This is a genomic window from Amycolatopsis sp. NPDC058278 (assembly GCF_042881395.1).
Taxonomy (GTDB): domain Bacteria; phylum Actinomycetota; class Actinomycetes; order Mycobacteriales; family Pseudonocardiaceae; genus Amycolatopsis.
The window spans coordinates 1-17399 of sequence record NZ_JBHVXZ010000167.1 but is presented as its reverse complement, the minus strand read 5'-3'; the positions used below and the strand labels follow the sequence as shown (position 1 = coordinate 17399).

At 72.2% G+C, this 17399-nt stretch carries 12 protein-coding genes; 6 read left to right on the top strand and 6 right to left on the bottom strand.

Annotation, left to right across the window (positions count from 1 at the left end; genetic code table 11):
- Window positions 1–24: 24 nt before the first annotated feature.
- Window positions 25–984, bottom strand: a complete 960-nt coding sequence (locus tag ACFVYA_RS45240) for an NAD-dependent epimerase/dehydratase family protein (RefSeq protein ID WP_387054186.1) — start codon at window positions 982–984, stop codon at window positions 25–27.
- On the opposite strand from ACFVYA_RS45240, the gene ACFVYA_RS45235 reads away from it, so the two are divergent.
- Window positions 907–1110, top strand: coding sequence for a helix-turn-helix domain-containing protein (locus tag ACFVYA_RS45235; protein WP_387054184.1), 204 nt, complete (start codon window positions 907–909; stop codon window positions 1108–1110). The genes ACFVYA_RS45240 and ACFVYA_RS45235 overlap by 78 nt on opposite strands.
- Before the next feature lie 47 nt (window positions 1111–1157).
- On the opposite strand, the gene ACFVYA_RS45230 is transcribed toward ACFVYA_RS45235, so the two are convergent.
- A complete protein-coding gene (locus ACFVYA_RS45230) occupies window positions 1158–2546 on the bottom strand; it encodes an endo-1,4-beta-xylanase (RefSeq protein WP_387054182.1) in 1389 nt (462 codons plus the stop codon).
- 186 nt (window positions 2547–2732) lie between these two features.
- Here ACFVYA_RS45230 and ACFVYA_RS45225 point away from each other — a divergent pair, with 186 nt between their 5' ends.
- From ACFVYA_RS45225 to ACFVYA_RS45215, 3 genes are all read left to right on the top strand, one after another.
- Window positions 2733–5879 (top strand): S8 family serine peptidase, encoded by a 3147-nt coding sequence (locus tag ACFVYA_RS45225; protein WP_387054180.1) that lies wholly within the window; start codon window positions 2733–2735, stop codon window positions 5877–5879.
- Window positions 5880–5922: 43 nt separating this feature from the next.
- A complete protein-coding gene (locus ACFVYA_RS45220; protein ID WP_387054178.1) occupies window positions 5923–7590 on the top strand; it encodes an ArnT family glycosyltransferase in 1668 nt (555 codons plus the stop codon).
- Between the two features lie 169 nt (window positions 7591–7759).
- A complete protein-coding gene (locus ACFVYA_RS45215) occupies window positions 7760–8107 on the top strand; it encodes a hypothetical protein (protein WP_387054176.1) in 348 nt (115 codons plus the stop codon).
- Here the strand turns inward: ACFVYA_RS45215 and ACFVYA_RS45210 are convergent.
- Window positions 8104–8235, bottom strand: a complete 132-nt coding sequence (locus ACFVYA_RS45210) for a hypothetical protein (protein ID WP_387054175.1) — start codon at window positions 8233–8235, stop codon at window positions 8104–8106. The two genes, ACFVYA_RS45215 and ACFVYA_RS45210, sit on opposite strands and share 4 nt — an antisense overlap.
- A gap of 315 nt (window positions 8236–8550) precedes the next feature.
- Here ACFVYA_RS45210 and ACFVYA_RS45205 point away from each other — a divergent pair, with 315 nt between their 5' ends.
- Window positions 8551–12207, top strand: a complete 3657-nt coding sequence (locus ACFVYA_RS45205; RefSeq protein WP_387054173.1) for a glycoside hydrolase family 3 C-terminal domain-containing protein — start codon at window positions 8551–8553, stop codon at window positions 12205–12207.
- A gap of 45 nt (window positions 12208–12252) precedes the next feature.
- Here the strand turns inward: ACFVYA_RS45205 and ACFVYA_RS45200 are convergent, their stop codons facing one another.
- Entirely contained in the window at window positions 12253–13857 is a 1605-nt protein-coding gene (locus ACFVYA_RS45200; protein WP_387054170.1) for a tannase/feruloyl esterase family alpha/beta hydrolase, read from the bottom strand.
- Window positions 13854–15245: an MFS transporter gene (locus ACFVYA_RS45195; RefSeq protein WP_387054167.1), complete on the bottom strand. Its 1392-nt coding sequence runs from the start codon at window positions 15243–15245 to the stop codon at window positions 13854–13856. The genes ACFVYA_RS45200 and ACFVYA_RS45195 overlap by 4 nt, the downstream gene beginning before the upstream one ends.
- 147 nt (window positions 15246–15392) lie before the next feature.
- On the opposite strand from ACFVYA_RS45195, the gene ACFVYA_RS45190 reads away from it, so the two are divergent.
- On the top strand, window positions 15393–17081 hold the full coding sequence (locus ACFVYA_RS45190) for a helix-turn-helix domain-containing protein (RefSeq protein WP_387054165.1): 1689 nt from the start codon (window positions 15393–15395) through the stop codon (window positions 17079–17081).
- Window positions 17082–17087: 6 nt separating this feature from the next.
- Here ACFVYA_RS45190 and ACFVYA_RS45185 read toward each other — a convergent pair whose 3' ends face one another.
- Window positions 17088–17369, bottom strand: coding sequence for a hypothetical protein (locus ACFVYA_RS45185; RefSeq protein ID WP_387054188.1), 282 nt, complete (start codon window positions 17367–17369; stop codon window positions 17088–17090).
- Window positions 17370–17399 lie beyond the last annotated feature (30 nt).

Genomic DNA, 17399 nt, shown 5'->3' with positions numbered 1-17399 from the left:
CCCCAGCGCCGCACCCGCCACGCCTCAGCGCGCCGGGAACGACGTGGGTGCCGGCCGGTAGCCGAGCCGGTCGATCGCCGCGGTGATGTCCAGGGTGCGTTCCATCGCGAACTGGCTGATGACGTACCGGTTCAGCCGGCCGCCCGGGAACACGCGGGCGAGCGGGGCCAGCACGCGGGCCGGCACGTAGACCGGCCGCACCGGCACGCCCGCCGAGGCCAGCAGGCCGCGCAGGGCCCAGTCGATGGGCACCGGGGCGCTGTCGGCGATGTTGAACACGCTCGGCCACCCCGGTTCGGTCGTCGCGGCGAGCAGGCAGGCGCGGGCCAGGCCGTCCACCTCGGTCATGCTGACCAGCACCCGGCCGGTGCCGGGAACCAGCAACCGGGTACCCCGCAGGTTCTCCAGCAGCCTCGGTAGGAGGGTGGTGTCCCCGGCGCCGTAGACGGCGTGGGGCCGCAGGACGACCGCGTCGCGGGCGATGGCCAGCACGAGCTGTTCGGCCGCGGCCTTGGCGGCCGCGTAGGCGTTGAGGTACTTCTCCACCGGAGCTTCTTGCTCCTTCGCCCGCACCGTCGGCCGGTACGGGTCGTACACGCTGGCGCTGCTGACGTGGACGAAGCGGCAGTCCGGGAACGTCGCCAGCACGTGGTGGGTGCCGAGCAGGTTCGTCCGCCACACCTCGCGGGCCACGCCGGTGTCGGTCGCCGACGCCGCGCAGTGCACCACCGCGTCGACGTCGGGGGGGTCGGTGAGCTTGGCCGCCCCGATGTCCCACGACCGGTACGCGGCCAGCTCGACGATCGGCTGCCCGAGGCGCTGGTCGTCGCCAGCCCGCGGCTGGCCCAGCGGCTGGCGGCCCGGGCCCTGGGCCGCGTCCCGGACCTGGAAGACGAGGAGCGTCAGGTGCTCCTGGACACCCTGCGGGCCTGGTTCCGCGCGGACCGCTCCCCCACCCGCGCGGGCGAACTGCTCTACTGCCACCGCAACACGGTGCTCAACCGGCTGCGCAAACTCGAGCAGCTCACCGGGGCGTCCCTGGAAGACGACCGCCACCGGCTGTGCTGCCGCCTGGCCTTGCTGGCCCACGACCACCTGCGCCGCGAATGACCCGGCCGCGGAGCTCGGACTCCGCGGCCGGGTCACCCCTCGCCGGTTCAGGAAGCGCTGCAGCTGACGCTGGGCCAGGTGCGGTTCCCGTTGGTCATGATGGTGACACCGAAGTTGTTGCCACTGCCGTTCGGTGTCCCGACCATCACCTGGCTGCTGGGCCAGGTGGCGTTGACGTTCCAGGTCGAGCTGATCCGCTCGGGACTCGGTACGTTCATCGTGACCGTCCACGACGAGGAGCCGCTGACCGAGACGTTGAGGTTGTACCTATCACCCCACGACTGCCCCGCCGAAAGCGTTGCGGTGCAACTGCCCCCGCCCGGTGTCGTGGGCGTGGTCGTCGGGGTCGTGGTGTCCGTCGGGGTGGTCGTGGGTGTCGTCGGTGTCGTGGTCGGGCCGGGGCCGGCGGAGTTGAGGGCGTTCAGCACCGAGTTGTAGGCGGCCTTCTTGTTGCCGTTGCCGTCGAACAGCAGCGGGCTCTCGCTGGACCGCCAGGAGTCGCTGTCCCGCACACCCCACACGGTGATGCCGACGCAGCGCGCGACGTTCATGCACGCCTGGGTCAGCGCCGAGTACTGCGAGGTGTTCGCGTTCGTGACGTCGACCTCGGTGAGCGCCACGTCGACGCCGAGCGCCGCGAAGCTGGAGATCGTCTGCTGGAAGTTGCCCGGGACCGAGCTGCCGCCGGTGAAGTGGGCCTGCAGGCCCACGCAGTCGATCGGCACCCCGCGCGACTTGAAGTCCTGGACCATGCGGTAGACGCCCTGGGTCTTGCCGTAGCTCCAGTTGTCGATGTTGTAGTCGTTGTAGCAGAGCTTGACCGACGGGTCCGCCGCGCGGGCGGTCTTGAACGCGACCTCGATCCAGTCGTTGCCCGTGCCCTGCAGGTTCGACTGACGGCGGCTGCCGTCTTCGTTGAAGGCCTCGTTGACGACGTCCCAGTACGCGAGCTTGCCCTGGTAGTGGGCCATCACCTTCTGGATGTGGTTGATCATCGCGCTGCGCAGCGCACTGCCACCCATGTTCTGCATCCAGCCGGGTTGCTGCCCGTGCCACGCGAGCGTGTGCCCACGGACCCGCGAGCCGTGGCTGACCGCCCAGTTGTAGACCTGGTCGCCCGCCGAGAAGTTGAACTGGTTTTGGTTGGGTTCGGTCGCGTCCGGCTTCATTTCGTTCTCGGGCGTCACCATGTTGAACTCGCGCGCCGCGATGGTGGTGTAGGCCGAGTTGCTCAGCCGTCCGGCGGCGATCGCCGTGCCGAAGTACCGGCCCGACTGCGCGGCCGCGGCGCCCAGGGTACTGGCCGCGGCGTCCGCACCGGGTGCCGTCACCAGCACGGTTGCGGTCGCGGCCACGGTCGCCACGCCCGCCAGCACTCGAGTGGTCGTCGACCGCCACCAGCGCCTGCGGCGCAGGTCCGACGAACTTTCCGCCATTCGTGGTCTCCTTCGGTGAAGTTCCCCTTGACCAGCAGCAGAGCACGCCGCCGGAGCGCCACGCAAAAAGTTTCGACGGACTTTCGACGAACACACCCCGGTCTGGCCGAAACGTTGAAAGTTTCCTGCAACCCCGGAGTCGATCTTGGCACTGTGTACCGCGTAGGAATCCGACTGGGAGGTTGCATGAACTGGAGACACCCTGTCGCCGCGGTCCTTGCCGTGGCGCTGGCGACGAGCGGCACCATCACCGGAACCGGCGCCGCGGCCGCGACGCCGGACCCCGGCTCCGCCCGGACGGTCACGCTGGTCACCGGTGACCGGGTGGTGCTCGCCGGATCCCGCGTGGTCTCCGTGCTGCCCGGTGCGGGCCGCGCGAAGACGGCGTTCGAGCAGCACACCGACGTGTCCGGGGACGTGCACGTCACGCCGCAGGACGCCGTGCCCGCCGTCCGGGCCGGGCAGCTGGACCCGCAGCTGTTCGACGTCACCAGGCTGATCGGGTTCGGCTACGACGACCAGACCCGCCGTGACCTCCCGCTGATCGTCGGCAGCGGCGCGGCCGCGGCCCGCGCCGCCGGCCTGCAGGCGGTGCGGGAGCTGAAGAGCCTCGGCGCGACCGCCGTGCGCGCGGTCAAGGGGACGAACCTGCTGGCGCCGGCGCTGAAGTCCGCCGCGCCGCGGATCTGGCTGGACAGCCCGGTCCGGGGCACTCTGGACCGGAGTGTGCCGCAGATCGGCGCGCCCGCGGCGTGGCAGGCCGGGCTGACCGGCAGCGGCGTCACCGTCGCCGTGCTCGACAGCGGGATCGACACGGCGAACCCCGACCTGACCGGCGTGGTCGCCGACGCGAAGGACTTCTCCGGCAGCGCCACCGGCACCACCGACCGCTACGGACACGGAACGCACGTGGCGTCCATCGTCACCGGCCGCGACGCGACGTACCGGGGGGTCGCCCCGGGTGTCCGGCTGCTCAACGGGAAGGTGCTCGACGACGACGGCTACGGCCTGGCGTCGGGCATCATCGCCGGGATGGAGTGGGCGGCGGACAACGGCGCCAAGGTGGCGAACCTGAGCCTGGGGACCCGGTTCCCCAGTGACGGCACGGACGCGCTTTCCCTGGCGGTCGACCGGATCACCGAGCAGACCGGCACGTTGTTCGTCGCCGCCGCGGGCAACGACGGTGCCTTGGTGACCAGCCCCGGCGCGGCGACCCGCGCACTGACCGTCGGCGCCGTGGACCGCGACGACAAGCTCGCCGCGTTCTCCAACCGCGGCCCCCGCGACGGCGACGGGGCGATCAAGCCGGACCTCACCGCACCCGGTGTCGGGATCGCGGCCGCGAAGGCGCACGACAGCGTGCTGGGGACGAGCGCGCCTTCGGTCGACGAGTACCACGTGCGGCTGTCCGGCACGTCGATGGCGGCCCCGCACGTGGCGGGCGCGGCGGCGATCCTCGCCCAGCAGCACCCGGACTGGCAGGCGCCGGAGCTCAAGGCCGCGTTGATGGGCAGCGCCGAACCGGGCGCCGGGATGTCGGTGTTCGAGCAGGGCGCCGGGCGGGTCGACGTGGCGAAGGCCGTGGCCCAGCCGGTGGTCGCGAGCCCGGCGAGCATCAGCCTCGGCACCGCGCAGTGGCCGCACGACGACGACAAGCCGCTGGTCACCACGATGACCTACCGCAACGCGGGCTCCACCGCGGTCACCGTGAACCTCACGACCGACGTGCGTGGCCCGGACGGCGCGGCCGCCCCGGCCGGCATGGTCACCGTCACGCCCGGCTCGCTGACGATCCCCGCGGGCGGGACCGCGCAGGCGACGGTCACGGCGGACACGCGCGTGGCCGCGCCGGACGGCGGCTACCAGGGGGCGGTGCTCGCCGGCGGCGTGCGCACCCCGATCGCGGTGACCCGCGAAGCGGAAAGCTACGACGTCAAGCTGAACTTCCTCGACGAAAAGGGGAATCCGACCCAGAACTTCTCCTACGGCTTCACCGATCTCGACCGTCGCCGCGACTTCGGCGGCAGCACCGCCACCGCTCGCGTGCCCAAGGGGCGGTTCTACTTCCAGGCCACCACCTGGACCGACGACCGGCGGTACGTGTTCGCGGTCGAGCCGGAGTTCGTCGTGACCGGCCCCACCGAGCTCACCGTCGACGCGCGGACCGCGGTCGCCCCCGACGTGCGGTTTCCCGACCGCCCGTCGGCGAAGATCGGCCGGGCCGCCTACGGTTTCGAGCGGGACGCGGCATGGGGACGCATCACTTCGTGGATGTACATCCCCGATTTCGGCGACTTCCACGTCCGCCCGTCGACGACGTCGGCGAGCAGCTTCGACCTCGCCGTCGAGGTGCAGGCGGCGGAGCCCGACGGCGCGGGCGGCTTCGGCACCAGCGGCTACCTGTACAACCTGCGGACCCACCTGCGCGGCTCGATTCCCGCGAAGCCGTCGCTCACCGTGCGGGACAAGGACCTGGCCCGGGTGCGGACCGAGGCGGCGGTCACGAAGCCCGGTTCGACCGGGACGCGGGAAGGCATGATCACCCGTCCCCTCCCGTACGGACTGGACGAGTTCTACTCCCCCGGCGAGCAGTGGTACCCGCTGTTCTCCGAAGACGGGGTCAACCTGCTGCTGGACGCCGCGCCGCGCAGCTACCGCCTCGGCCACCCGGTGCTGGAACGCTGGAACGCCGCGGTGTTCGGTCCCGCGTTCCCCGCCGGTCCGCGCAGCCGCGCGCTCCGGCAGGGGGACGCGATCGGCGTGTACGTTCCGATGTTCACCGACCAGCACGCCGGCCGGATCTCCGACGGCACTCCCGTCGCCGGCGCGCACACCACGTTGTCCCGGGACGGCAAGGAAATCGGCGCTTCGGACAGCGCCGGGCAGGGCACGTTCGCGGTGCCGCCGGACTCCGGGGTGTACGTCCTCCACACCGAAGCGACGCGGGACAACGCGCTGTCGTCGAAGGTCGTGGCGGACTGGACGTTCACGTCGGGGACGGTGACCGGCACGACGCCGGCGTCCCTGCCGCTGCTGGCCGTCCGGTACGCCCCGGCGGTCGACGCCCGCAACCGCGTCCCGGCACGGCTCCCGACGTACGTCCCGATCACCGTGGACGACAACGCGGGCGGCCCGGCCGAGCTGACCGCCCTGAGCGTTTCCTACGACGAGGGCGCGACTTGGCGCGCGGTGCCCTTCTCGGCCAAGGGAGCGCTGCTGGTGCACCCCGCCGGCGCCAAGACGGTGTCCCTGAAGGCGACCGCGACCGGCCAGGCGGGCAGCAAGGTGGAGCAGACGATCATCGACGCCTTCCTGCTCGCCGGCGACGCGTAGGGATCCGCGCTCAACCATCGCCGCCGCCGGACGTCCTCAGGAGGTGGTCTCCGAAGCGACCCGGGAGGACGTGCCGCCCCTCGCGGGCGGGCGTCCTCCCGGCCGGTGGCGGCGGTGGCTGCTCGCGTTCGCCGTGGCCGGGCTGCTCGCCGGGATGGCGGTCGCGATGCTCACGACGGCCGTGAAGCAGACCCCGACGATCGACGAGCCGGTGTACGCCGGCACGGCGATCTTCTCGCTGGAACACCACAGCCTGCGGTTCAACCCCGAGCACCCGCCGCTGGGCAAGCTGATCATCGCCACCGGGCTGGCCTTCGCGGACGTGCACGTCGACGCCGGTTTCGCCGGCGACCAGACCGAGCTCGGCCGGTACGTCCTCTACGAGCAGGGCCACGACCCGGGCCGGCTGATGCTGCTGGCGCGGTTGCCGGTGATCGTGCTGACGCTGCTGTTCGGGCTGGTCGTCTTCGCCTTCGCCCGCGATCTGGCCGGCCCGGCCGGCGGCCTGGTGGCGCTGGCGCTGTATGCGCTTTCCCCCGACATCGTCGCGCACGGGTCACTGGCGACCCTCGACGTGCCGGTGGCCGGTTTCCTGGTGACGTCGGCCTGGCTGCTGTGGCGGGCCCGGCGGCGTCCGGGCTTTTACCTTCCCTTCGCGGGACTGGCCTTGGGTGCGGCCGTGGCCACGAAGATGAGCGCACTGGCCGCGGTTCCGGTGGCGCTGCTCCTGGTCGTGCTCTCCGTTTGGCACGGCCGCCGCGGGTCCGGTCCACAACGGACGGTCCGGCGCCTCGGGGCCGGGGCCGCGGCGGCCATCGGCGTTGCGCTGATCGCGATCGCCGTGGTGTGGGTTTCGTACCTGGTCGTCGATCCGCGGCTGCGCTGGGTGCCGCCACCGGGCCTGCCGCCCGTCGAGGGTCTGCGCTCGCTCGCCGGTCTGCTGCCGCTGCCCCGGCCGTACCTCGACGGGATGCGCGTCCAGTTCGGCTTCGAAGACCAGGTGTGGACGACGTTCCTGTTCGGCAGCCGCCACGTCGGCGCGCTGTGGTACTACCTCCCGGCCGCGCTGCTGGTGAAGACGCCGCTGGGGGCGCTGGCCCTCTGGGCGGCCGGCGTCGCCGCGATGCCGGCGGTACCGCGGCTGCGCCCGGCGGCACCGTACGTCCTCGTCCCCGCGGCCGTGCTGCTGGCCGCGGCCATGACGGGCAGCCGCGACCTGGGCGTCCGGTACGCGCTCTTCGTGCCGATGTTCCTGGCCATCGCGGCGGCGGGGGTGGTCACCGTCCGCCGCCGGTGGGCGCCGGTCGCCCTGGCGGGGCTGGTCGCGTTCACGGCGGTCAGCTCGCTGCGCACGTTCCCGTACTACCTGCCGTATTCGAACGAGGCGTTCGGCGGCCCGGCGGAAACCCACCGGCAGCTGCACGACTCGAACGTCGACTGGGGCCAGGACCTGGGCCGGCTGGCCGATCGCCTGAAGCAGCGCTATCCGGGTGAGCGGGTGTGGCTGGTCTACAAGGGCAGCGGGGTGCCGTCGTACTACGGCATCGAGGCCGCGGACCCGCTCGCCGTGCCCGCGGACGCCGTGCACGGATTGCTCGTCGTCTCGGATTCCGCCGTGGCCAAGGCCGACGACCGGCTGGGGTCGCTGCTCCGCACGAGCACGCCGATCGACGAGGTCGGCCACTCCATCACGATCCACCGCCGGCCGTGACCCGGACGCCGACGAGGCGCCGGCTGGGGAAGGCACGCCCCGCCACCGGGCCATGGTCGACGGCACCCCGCTCGGCCGCCTCGGCCGGCCGCCTCGGCCGGCCGCCTCGGCCGGACCGGCGAGCTGGACCGCGCGCCGACGTCTCCCCGTGGTCCGGCATGATGGCCGGGTGCCCCGCCGCGAGCTCCGCCCCGACCAGGTCTGGCTGATCGGCGTACCGCTCAACCTCCTGCTGGCCATCCCCTGCGCCTACCCGGTCGCCTTCGCGATGCTGGCAGCGCAGGTCATCGCCGGCGAGCTCGGGTGGGCCACGATCGACTCCACGGTGGTCGACGACGGCGCGGAGCTCGTGATCGGGTTCGGCGTGGTCGCGGTGTTGTTCGCCGGGCTGCTCGTGTTCGGCTTGAACGCCTTGTTCGCCTTCCGGGCCCCGCAGCTCAGGGCGGCCCGCTATTGGCTCGCGGTGGCCCTGCTGGTCGCCGTTCCCGACGTCCTCTACTGGACCCTCATCCGCTAGGGCGCGTACCGCGCCCCACCCTCCACTTCGGACACCGGCACCCGGCCGCGGGCGACCAGGACATCCAGGTGGGCGCCGGTCTCGTTCACCGCCAGTCTGCGCCGTCTGTCGATGGCCGTCGTGGTCATCCTGGGCATCGTGCAAGGTCCGCACTTCGAGTCTCTCAAGAAGCTCACCGCGCTCCTCGGCCACTGGCTGATCTGGCGCTTCTGAGCCGGACAGCCGGCAGCCCGCACCGCCTCGGCCGGTGAAACTTTCAGCCATCGCCGGGCCTCGGCCAGCGGTGACACCGGGCCGGCCGTGATTTGCTTGCCAGAACCGGATGCGTTGCGAACGATGGTGACGGACCAGCCTGCGAACCGGCGGTTCCTCGGCCGGCGGCGCGCCAGTCCCCTGGCACGGCCGGAGCCCTCAGCCCATCGAGCTTCTGCGACGGAGATCCGATGTCCTTGCGCTTCCCCGGCCGGCGACGGGTACGGCTGACCGCCGTGCCCCTGCTCGCCGTCACCATGACCGCGGCCACGCTCGTCCCGGCCGCGTCGGCGGACCCGGCGCAGCACGCCGCGCTGCCGGTCTACCGCGACACGCACTACAGCTTCGCCGAGCGGGGCGCCGACCTCGTCGCCCGCATGACCCTGCCCGAAAAGGTGCTGCAGCTGCGCACCAACAGCGCTCCGGCCATCCCGCGGCTCGGCGTGCAGCAGTACACGTACTGGAGCGAAGGCCAGCACGGCCTCAACACGCTCGGCGCGAACACCGACGACGGCACGGCGACCGGCGGGGTGCACGCCACGAGCTTCCCGACCAACCTGGCCAGCACGATGTCCTGGGACCCGGACCTGATCCAGCAGGAGACCACGGCGATCTCCGACGAGGCCCGCGGCATGCTGGACAAGTCGCTGTGGGGTGTCGCGCAGAACAACATCGGGCCGGACAAGAACAACTACGGCTCCCTGACCTACTGGGCGCCGACGGTCAACCTCGACCGCGACCCGCGCTGGGGCCGCACCGACGAAGGGTTCGGCGAAGACCCGTACCTGGTCGCGAAGATGGCCGGCGCGTTCGTCAACGGCTACCAGGGCCAGACCGCGTCCGGCCGGCCGACGACGCCGTACCTCAAGGTCGCGGCCACCGCCAAGCACTACGCGCTCAACAACGTCGAGAACGACCGGCACGCGGACTCCTCGGACACGACCGAGGCCAACCTCCGCGACTACTACACCAAGCAGTTCCGGCACCTGATCCAGGACGCGCACGTGTCGGGCCTGATGACGTCGTACAACGCGATCAACGGCACGCCGGCGCCGGCCGACACCTACACGGCGAACGCGATCGCCCAGCGCACCTACGGTTTCGACGGCTACACCACCTCCGACTGCGGGGCGGTCGGCGACGTCTACGCGCCCGGCAGCCACAACTGGGCGCCGCCCGGCTGGACCACGGCCACCGCCAACGGCGGAACCCGGTGGACGAACACCGCGACCGGGCAGCAGGTCTCCGGCGCCGCCGGCGGCCAGGCGTACGCGCTGCGCGCGGGCACCCAGCTCAACTGCACCGGCACGGAAGCGACCGTGGCCAACATCCAGGAGGCCATCAAGGCCGGGGTGCTCTCCGAAGGCGTGCTCGACAACGCCCTGGTGCACGTGTTCACCACGCGCATGCAGACCGGCGAGTTCGACCCGCCGGACCGGGTGGCGTACACGAAGATCACCAAGGACGTCATCCAGAGCGCCGAGCACCAGGCGCTGGCCGCGAAGGTCGCCGCCAACTCGCTGGTGCTGCTGAAGAACGACCCGGTCGCCGGCACCGCCGCGCCGCTGCTGCCCGCCGACCCGGCCAAGCTCGGCACCGTGGTCGTCGTCGGCGATCTCGCGGGCAAGGTCACCCTCGGCGGCTACTCCGGCGAACCCGCGCTCCAGGTGAACGCGGTGCAGGGCATCACGTCCGCGGTCAAGGCGGCGAACCCGGGAGCCACGGTCACGTTCGACGCGTGCGGCACGTCCACCGGCACGACCACGGCGGCGAGCTGCTCGGCGGAGACCCTGGCCGCGATGAAGACGGCCGACCTGGTCGTGGCGTTCGCCGGCACCGACGGGAACGTGGCCACCGAGGGCCGGGACCGCACCACCATCGCCATGCCCGGCAACTACGACTCGCTGATCGACCAGGTCAAGGCGGCCGGCAACCCCCGGACCGCGCTGGCCGTCCAGGCGGGCGGCGCCGTTTCGCTCGGCCACGCCGAAGGCATTCCGGGCATCGTGTTCAGCGGGTACAACGGCGAAAGCCAGGGCACCGCGCTGGCCGACGTGCTGTTCGGCAAGCAGAACCCCAGCGGGCACCTGAACTTCACCTGGTACGCCGACGACTCGCAGCTGCCCGCCATCAAGAACTACGGGCTGACGCCGTCCCAGACCGGCGGCCTCGGCCGGACCTACCAGTACTTCACCGGCACGCCGGCGTACCCGTTCGGCCACGGCCTCTCCTACGCGAAGTTCGCCTACTCCCGCGTGCACGCGGACACCCGGGCCGTCGACGCGAACGGGCAGGTGACCGTGCACGTGGACGTGACCAACACCGGCAGCACGCCCGGCGCCACCGTCGCCCAGCTGTACGCGGCCACGGCGTTCGGCGTGCCCGGCGTGGAACTGCCGCGGCAGCGCCTGGCCGGCTTCAAGAAGACCGACGTGCTCGCCCCCGGCCGGACCCAGCACCTGGCCATCCCGGTGCGGATCAGCGATCTGGCGTTCTGGGACGAGGGGAAGGGCCGCGAAGTGGTGTACCCCGGCGCCTACCGGTTCGGTGTCGGCGCCGACTCCGCCCACCTCGCCGGCACCGCCACGGTGGCCGTCACCGGAGCGATCAAGCCGAAGACCCAGTACGTGACCGTGCAGCCGGGCCAGGTCGTGTTCGCGCCGGGCCAGCGCCTCGACCTGACGGCGAAGAACCCGTGGATCGCCGACGACACCGCCCAGGCCGGGCAGCACGTGCCGGCCGACCACATCGTCGAAGCGGTGCACGACGACCAGTCGTTCGTCGACCTTTCGCGGGCCCGGATCGGTTACCGCAGCAGCGATCCGCGCGTGGCCCAGGTGAGCCGGACCGGCCAGGTGACGATGGTGGCGCCCGGCGTCGCGACGATCAGCGTCACGGTCGACGGCGTCACCGGCACCACGCCGGTGGTCGTCGAGCAGCCGTTCACGCTCACGGCACCGGACCGGGTGAAGGCGGGCACGACGTACACCGCCACCACCACGCTGCCGAACCCGGCCGGCGCCCGGCCGTTGCGCGACGTCGCCCTGACGCTCAGCGGGCCGGCCGGCTGGACCGTCAAGGCGACCACGCCGTCGACGTTCGCCACCGTGGCGGCCGGGCAGACGGTCAGCACCACCTGGGAGATCGGCGTCCCGGCTTCGGCGGAACCCGGCAAGTTCGACCTCTCGGCGCAGGCCACGTTCACCTCGGTCAACGGGCGGGGCACCTCGACGGACGCGACCACCGTGCTGCTGCCGCACCCGCCGTACCCGTCGTTCGCGGCGGCGTACAACAACGTGGGCATCAGCGACGACGCCACGCCCGGCGCGGGCAACTTCGACGGCGGCAACGCGAGCTTCTCCGCGCAGGCACTGGCCGCGGCGACGCCCAGCTTGACTCCGGGAGCGACCTTCACCCACGACGGGCTGACGTTCACCTGGCCGGACGTCCCGACCGGCAGCCCGGACAACGTGGTCGCGGGCGGCGTGGCCGGCGGCCAGACGATCGCGATCTCCGGCACCGGCCACACGCTGGGCCTGATCGGCGCCGGCGACTACGGCAGCCCGAGCGGAACGGCAACGGTGACCTACACCGACGGCACGACCGAGTCCCACTCGGTGAGTTTCGCGGACTGGTGGTCCAACGCCGCCACCGGCGGTGACATCCTCACCACGTTGCCGTACCTGAACAACAGCAGCGGGCAGCTGAACCAGAAGGTGAGCCTGTACTACGCCCCGATCCCGCTGCAGCCGGGCAAGACGGTGCAGTACGTGACCCTGCCGGACGTCAGCGACGGAGCGAACATGGGCACGGCGGCGATGCACATCTTCACGATCGCCATCGGCTGACCGAGGGGACGCGTCCCGCCGGCCCCCCGGCCGGCGGGACGCCCTTCACCGGGCACAGGTGAAACTCGCGGCGCTGTCCGGGTCACCCGAGCGGTACCGGGGCCAGCCCGGGTAGGCGCACAGCGGCCGCGTGCGCTGGTGGGCCAGGTCGGCGACGACCTGGCCCACCGGCGCCCGGCCGGTTTCGACCCACCGTTCGAGCGCCGTGAGCGAGTCCCAGCCCGCCGCGAACGCCGGGGTTCCGAAGTTGGCGTGGTTGGCCCCCGGCACGACGTAGTACCGCAGGAACGCCTCGGTCGCCCGTGGCCCCACCACCGAGCGGACCCGCTCGTAGTAGTCGCTCGTCGAGTACGGGGAGACCAGCTCGTCCGCGGCACCGTGCAGCAGGATCAGCTTGCCGCCCGCGCGGGCGAACGGGCGCAGGTCCGCGTTGTTGCGGTCCTCGACCGACGACAGGGCGCTGATCCGGCCGAGCCACTTGCCCGGGTGCCGGGGATCGATGTCCAGCGCGTTCTGCCCCGGGTTCCGGGTCAGGAAGTACTTGACCCACTGGTCCCAGTACTGCATCCCGTACCCGCTGGTCACCGGCATCGGGTCGGCCGGTGCGGTGGTGCCGAAGCCGAGGAACGGCGTCCGCATGTCCGCCCCCGAGAGGAACGGGAACCCCGGGTAGCCGGTCTCGCCGCCGGCGATCCGGTACGGCCACCGGAACGGCGAAGACATGGCCTTCACCGCCCCGATCTGCGCGTCCGACAGACACGCCGGGCCGGTGTCGGTCCCGCCCGGGCAGCGCAGCACGCGCGGGTCGAAGCGACAGCCTCCCGGGTTCGAGACGACCTTGTCCTCGACCCCGTCCAGGCCGTCGCACGCCTTGATGACGCTGTCGTGGAGGAGGGTCTGCTTCGCGGGGCCGGGGAACGCCCCCGGGCGCGACAGGACCTGCGCCAGGTAGCCCAGATCCAGGATCTCGGCCAGGTTGTTCCAGGCCGGGTAGGCGGAAATCACGCCGTCGAACGCGGACGGCCAGCGCTGGGCGACGACGAGTGCCTCGCGGCCGCCGGTCGATCCGCCCGCGAAGAAGACTTCGGTGGGCGTCGCCGCGTACGCGCGCCGGATGAGGAACAGGCTCGCGTCCCGTGTCTTCTTCAGGGCGTCGCCCGCGGCGAAGTTGACCAAGGCCTCGTCGTTCGCGCCGAACGACCCGTCCAGGGACGGCGGGCGCGCCGGGTTCTGCTGGTGGCCGGAGTCGCTCGCGAAGGTGGCGTACCCGCGGGCCAGCGGCGCCGGCCGGTCGGCGGGGCCGAACGGCACGTTCCCCGTGACGTCGGGGATGGTGCCGTCGTACCCGCCGCCGCCGAACATCAGCGCCTTGTGGTTCCAGGCCAGGGGCAGGGCGACGCGCAGCTCGATGGCGGGCGCGGCCGGGTCGACGGGGTAGAGGTCCGCGTCGACCCGGCAATGGTCACCGGGCACGACGGAAGCCGCCGTGACCAGCCCGCCGCTCGTCGGCAGGCTCATGACCGACGCGGGAATCCGCAACCCCGCCAGCCCGGCGCAATCCAGGGCGGCGGGAGCCGCGGCGGCGGCCCCGGGGACGCTCGCCGCCAGCACCACGGCCACCGGCACGGCGAGCCGGAGGAGTTTCCTCATCGCGCCCCCTCCCCGTGCAGGTGCGCGCCCGGGACGGCGTGCGGGTCGGCCCGGACCTCGGCCGGGTTCGTCTCCGGCAGGAACCACGCGCTGGCGAAGGTGATCAGCCCCATCACCGCGATGTAGACGGCGACCGGCCACGTGCTCCCGGTCCCGGCGATCAGCGCGGTCATCAGGAACGGCGTGCCACCGCTGACGACGATCGCCGACAGCTGGTAGGCCAGCGACGCGCCCGAGTAGCGGACGCTGGGCGCGAAGAGCTCGCCGAGGAAGCTCGCGATCGGGCCGTAGGTGAGGCACTGGAACACGAAACCCACCGCCACCGCGACGAAGATCAGCGGCAGGGACGCGGTGCCGACGAGCCCGAAGTACGGGAACGCCCAGAGGGCGACGCCCAGGCCGCCGATCAGGATCAGCGGGCGGCGGCCCACCTTGTCCGAGAGGTACCCGGACCAGGGAATGGCCGCGAGCATCGCCGCGGAACTGAGCAGCACCACCGCGAGCAGCGAGTCGCGCTGGAGCTTGAGCGTGCCGGTGCCGTAGCTGAGCAACCCGGAAATGCTGACGTAGAACAGGCTGTTGGTGGCCGACAGCAGCCCGCAGCCCAGCAGGATGGTCCCCCACTTGCTGCGCAGGACCTGGGCGATCGGCGCCCGGACCACCGGGCCGTCCTTGTCCACCACGGCTTCCTGCAGCCGCCGGAACTCCGGCGTGTCCTCCACTTTGGCCTGGATGTAGAGCACCACCCCGAACATCACGACGCTCAGCAGGAACGGGATGCGCCAGCCCCAGCCGAGGAAGGCGGCGTCCGGCATCAGCCCGCTGGTGGCGACGAAGATCAGGTTGGACACGATCACGGCCACCGGCACGCTCGTCTGCCCGAAGGTCCCGGCGAAGCCGCGCCGCTTCGGACTGGCGGATTCGGTCAGCAGCAGCACGATGCCACCCCACTGCCCGCCGGTCGCCAGGCCCTGGACGAACCGCAGGATGACCAGCAGCGTCGGGGCCAGCGCGCCGACGCTCGCCGCGGTGGGCAGGCAGCCGATCAGGAAGGTCGCGGCCCCCATGACCGCCAGGCAGGCGACGACCACCGGCTTGCGCCCGTACTTGTCCCCGAGGTGCCCGGCCAGCACCCCGCCGATCGGCCGGGCCACGAACCCGGCCCAGAACGTGCTGAAGGCCAGCAGGGTGCCGGTCAGCGCCGAGGCGTGCGGGAAGAACACCTTGGGGAACACCAGCGCGGCCGCGGTGCCGTAGAGAAAGAAGTCGTACCACTCGATCGAGCTGCCGATGAGCCCGGCCGCCAGCAGTTTGCGGAAGGCCCGGCGCGGGGTCGCCGGCACCGCGGTGCCGGACTGCCCGTCGGGTTGGGTGAGCGGAATGGCCATGGGTGCCGCCTTCGTCGAGGAGCGCCGGCAGGGTGATGGCCGCGATGTTAGGACGCGGTTACGCTGTGGGCTGAGGTGTGGACCACCCACTCCTCCCGCCGCAGCGGTGGGTCTTTCGCCCACCCGATGCCGAGGAGGAAGATCCTGGTGACCAGTGCGGCGGAACCGCGCCGGCAGCGCGAACTGGCGTCGTTGTACGCCACCGTCAAGTCGCTCACCGCCCTGGGCGAGCTCGACGAGGTGCTGCAGTCGATCGTCCACCACGCCCACGACCTGATCGGCACCGACTTCACCTACCTCTCGCTGGTCGGCGCGGACGGCCGGCTGTCGGCCCGCGCGTCGGAGGGCACGATCTCCGCGGAGTTCCTCGCGGCGGCCATCCCCGCCACGGTGGGGCTCGGGGGCAAGGTGCTGGCCTCCAAGAGCCCGCACTGGGTGCGTGACTACGCGACCTCGACGCTCATCCAGCACGATCCGAACTTCGACCGCCTGGTCGGCACCGAGGAACTGGTCGCGCTGCTCGGTGTGCCGCTGGTCATCCGCGGTGAAGCCGTGGGCGCGCTGTTCGCCGCGGACCGCTCCGAACGGTCGTTCCAGGCCGAGGAGATCGCGCTGCTGAACGCGTTCGCCGACCACGCCGCGGTCGCCCTCGACAACGCCCGGCTCTACGAAGCGAGCCGGACCGCCCTGCGGGAGCTGCGGGTCGCGTACGGGAAGATCGAGCGGGCCCAGGCGATCCACGAAGCCCTGACCGGGGTCGTGCTGGACGGCGGCACCCCGCGCGACGTCGCGCAGCACCTCGCCGAGCAGCTGGGCGGCAGCGTCACGCTCCTCGACCGGGCCGACAGTCCACTCCGGACGGACCTGGCGGGCGCGGTCGACGCCGCCCGCCGCACCGGCCGGTGCACGACGTCGTCCGGCTCCGACGGCACCGACCGCAGCGTGGCGGCCGTCCAGGCCGGCGACAGCTACCTCGGCGCGCTCGTGTGGAGCCGGCCGTCGGGCACCGGTGACGACACGGACCTGCGGACCCTCGAGCGCGCCACGCACATCCTCGGGCTGCTCATCCTCAAGGAGCGGGCCGTGGCCGAGGCCGGCGAGCGGCTGAGCGGGGAACTGCTGACCGAGCTCATGCTCGGCAGTCCCGGGATCGGCCCGGCCCAGCGCGCCCGCGCCCGGGCCCGCGCCATCGACGTCGACCGGCTGGACCTGGTCGTGGTCGCGGACTCCCCCGCGGTGCCGCCGGGCGATCTCGCGCGGCACCTGCACGACGTCGCCCGGGAGCGTGCCGGGCTGGCCGGCGAGCACCTCGGCCGGGCCACGATGATCCTGCCCGGCGCCGACGACGAGGCGACCGTCGCGGACGTCCACACGAGACTGCGCCGGACGCTGGGCGGTCCCGTCATCGTCGTCGGGGAACGAGCGGACGGCCACGACTGGTCACGGGCGTTCTCCCTGGCCGGTCGCTGCGGCGCCGTGCTGCGCGCGCTCGGGCACACCGACGCCGGAGCCACCACGCGTCAGTACGCCTTGTACGCCATGGTGTTCGACCCCGAGCGGGCCGGCGAGCTCGACCGCTTCCTGACCGGCTCGATCGGCGCGCTCCTCGAATACGACCGGCGGCGGGGCACCGATCTGGTCGGCACCCTCAGCGCCTACTACGTCCACCGCGCCAACGTCGCGGCCACCGCCCGCGCGTTGCACCTGCACGTCAACACGCTGCTCAAGCGCCTCGACCGGGCCGGCACGGTGCTCGGCTCCGACTGGCGCCACGAGAACGACCTGGAGCTGCAGCTCGGGCTCCGGCTGCACCAGCTCCGGGCCGCCGCGTCCTGAGGTTGTTCAGCCCGCCCTCGCCGAGTCGCGCAGGGCGGTCTTCGAGATCTTGCCGGTGCCGGTCTTCGGCAAGGCGGGCACGAAGACGACTTCGTCGGGCAGCCACCACTTCGCGACCATCGGCGTGAGGTGCGCCAGCAGCTCGCCCGCCCCCAGCGCACTGCCCTCGCGCAATACGACGTACGCCACCGGACGTTCCATCCACCGCGGGTCCGGCCGGGCGATCACCGCCGCTTCGACGACGTCGGGGTGGGCCGTGATGGCGCCCTCGAGCTCGACCGAGTAGATCCACTCGCCGCCGGACTAGATCAGGTCCTT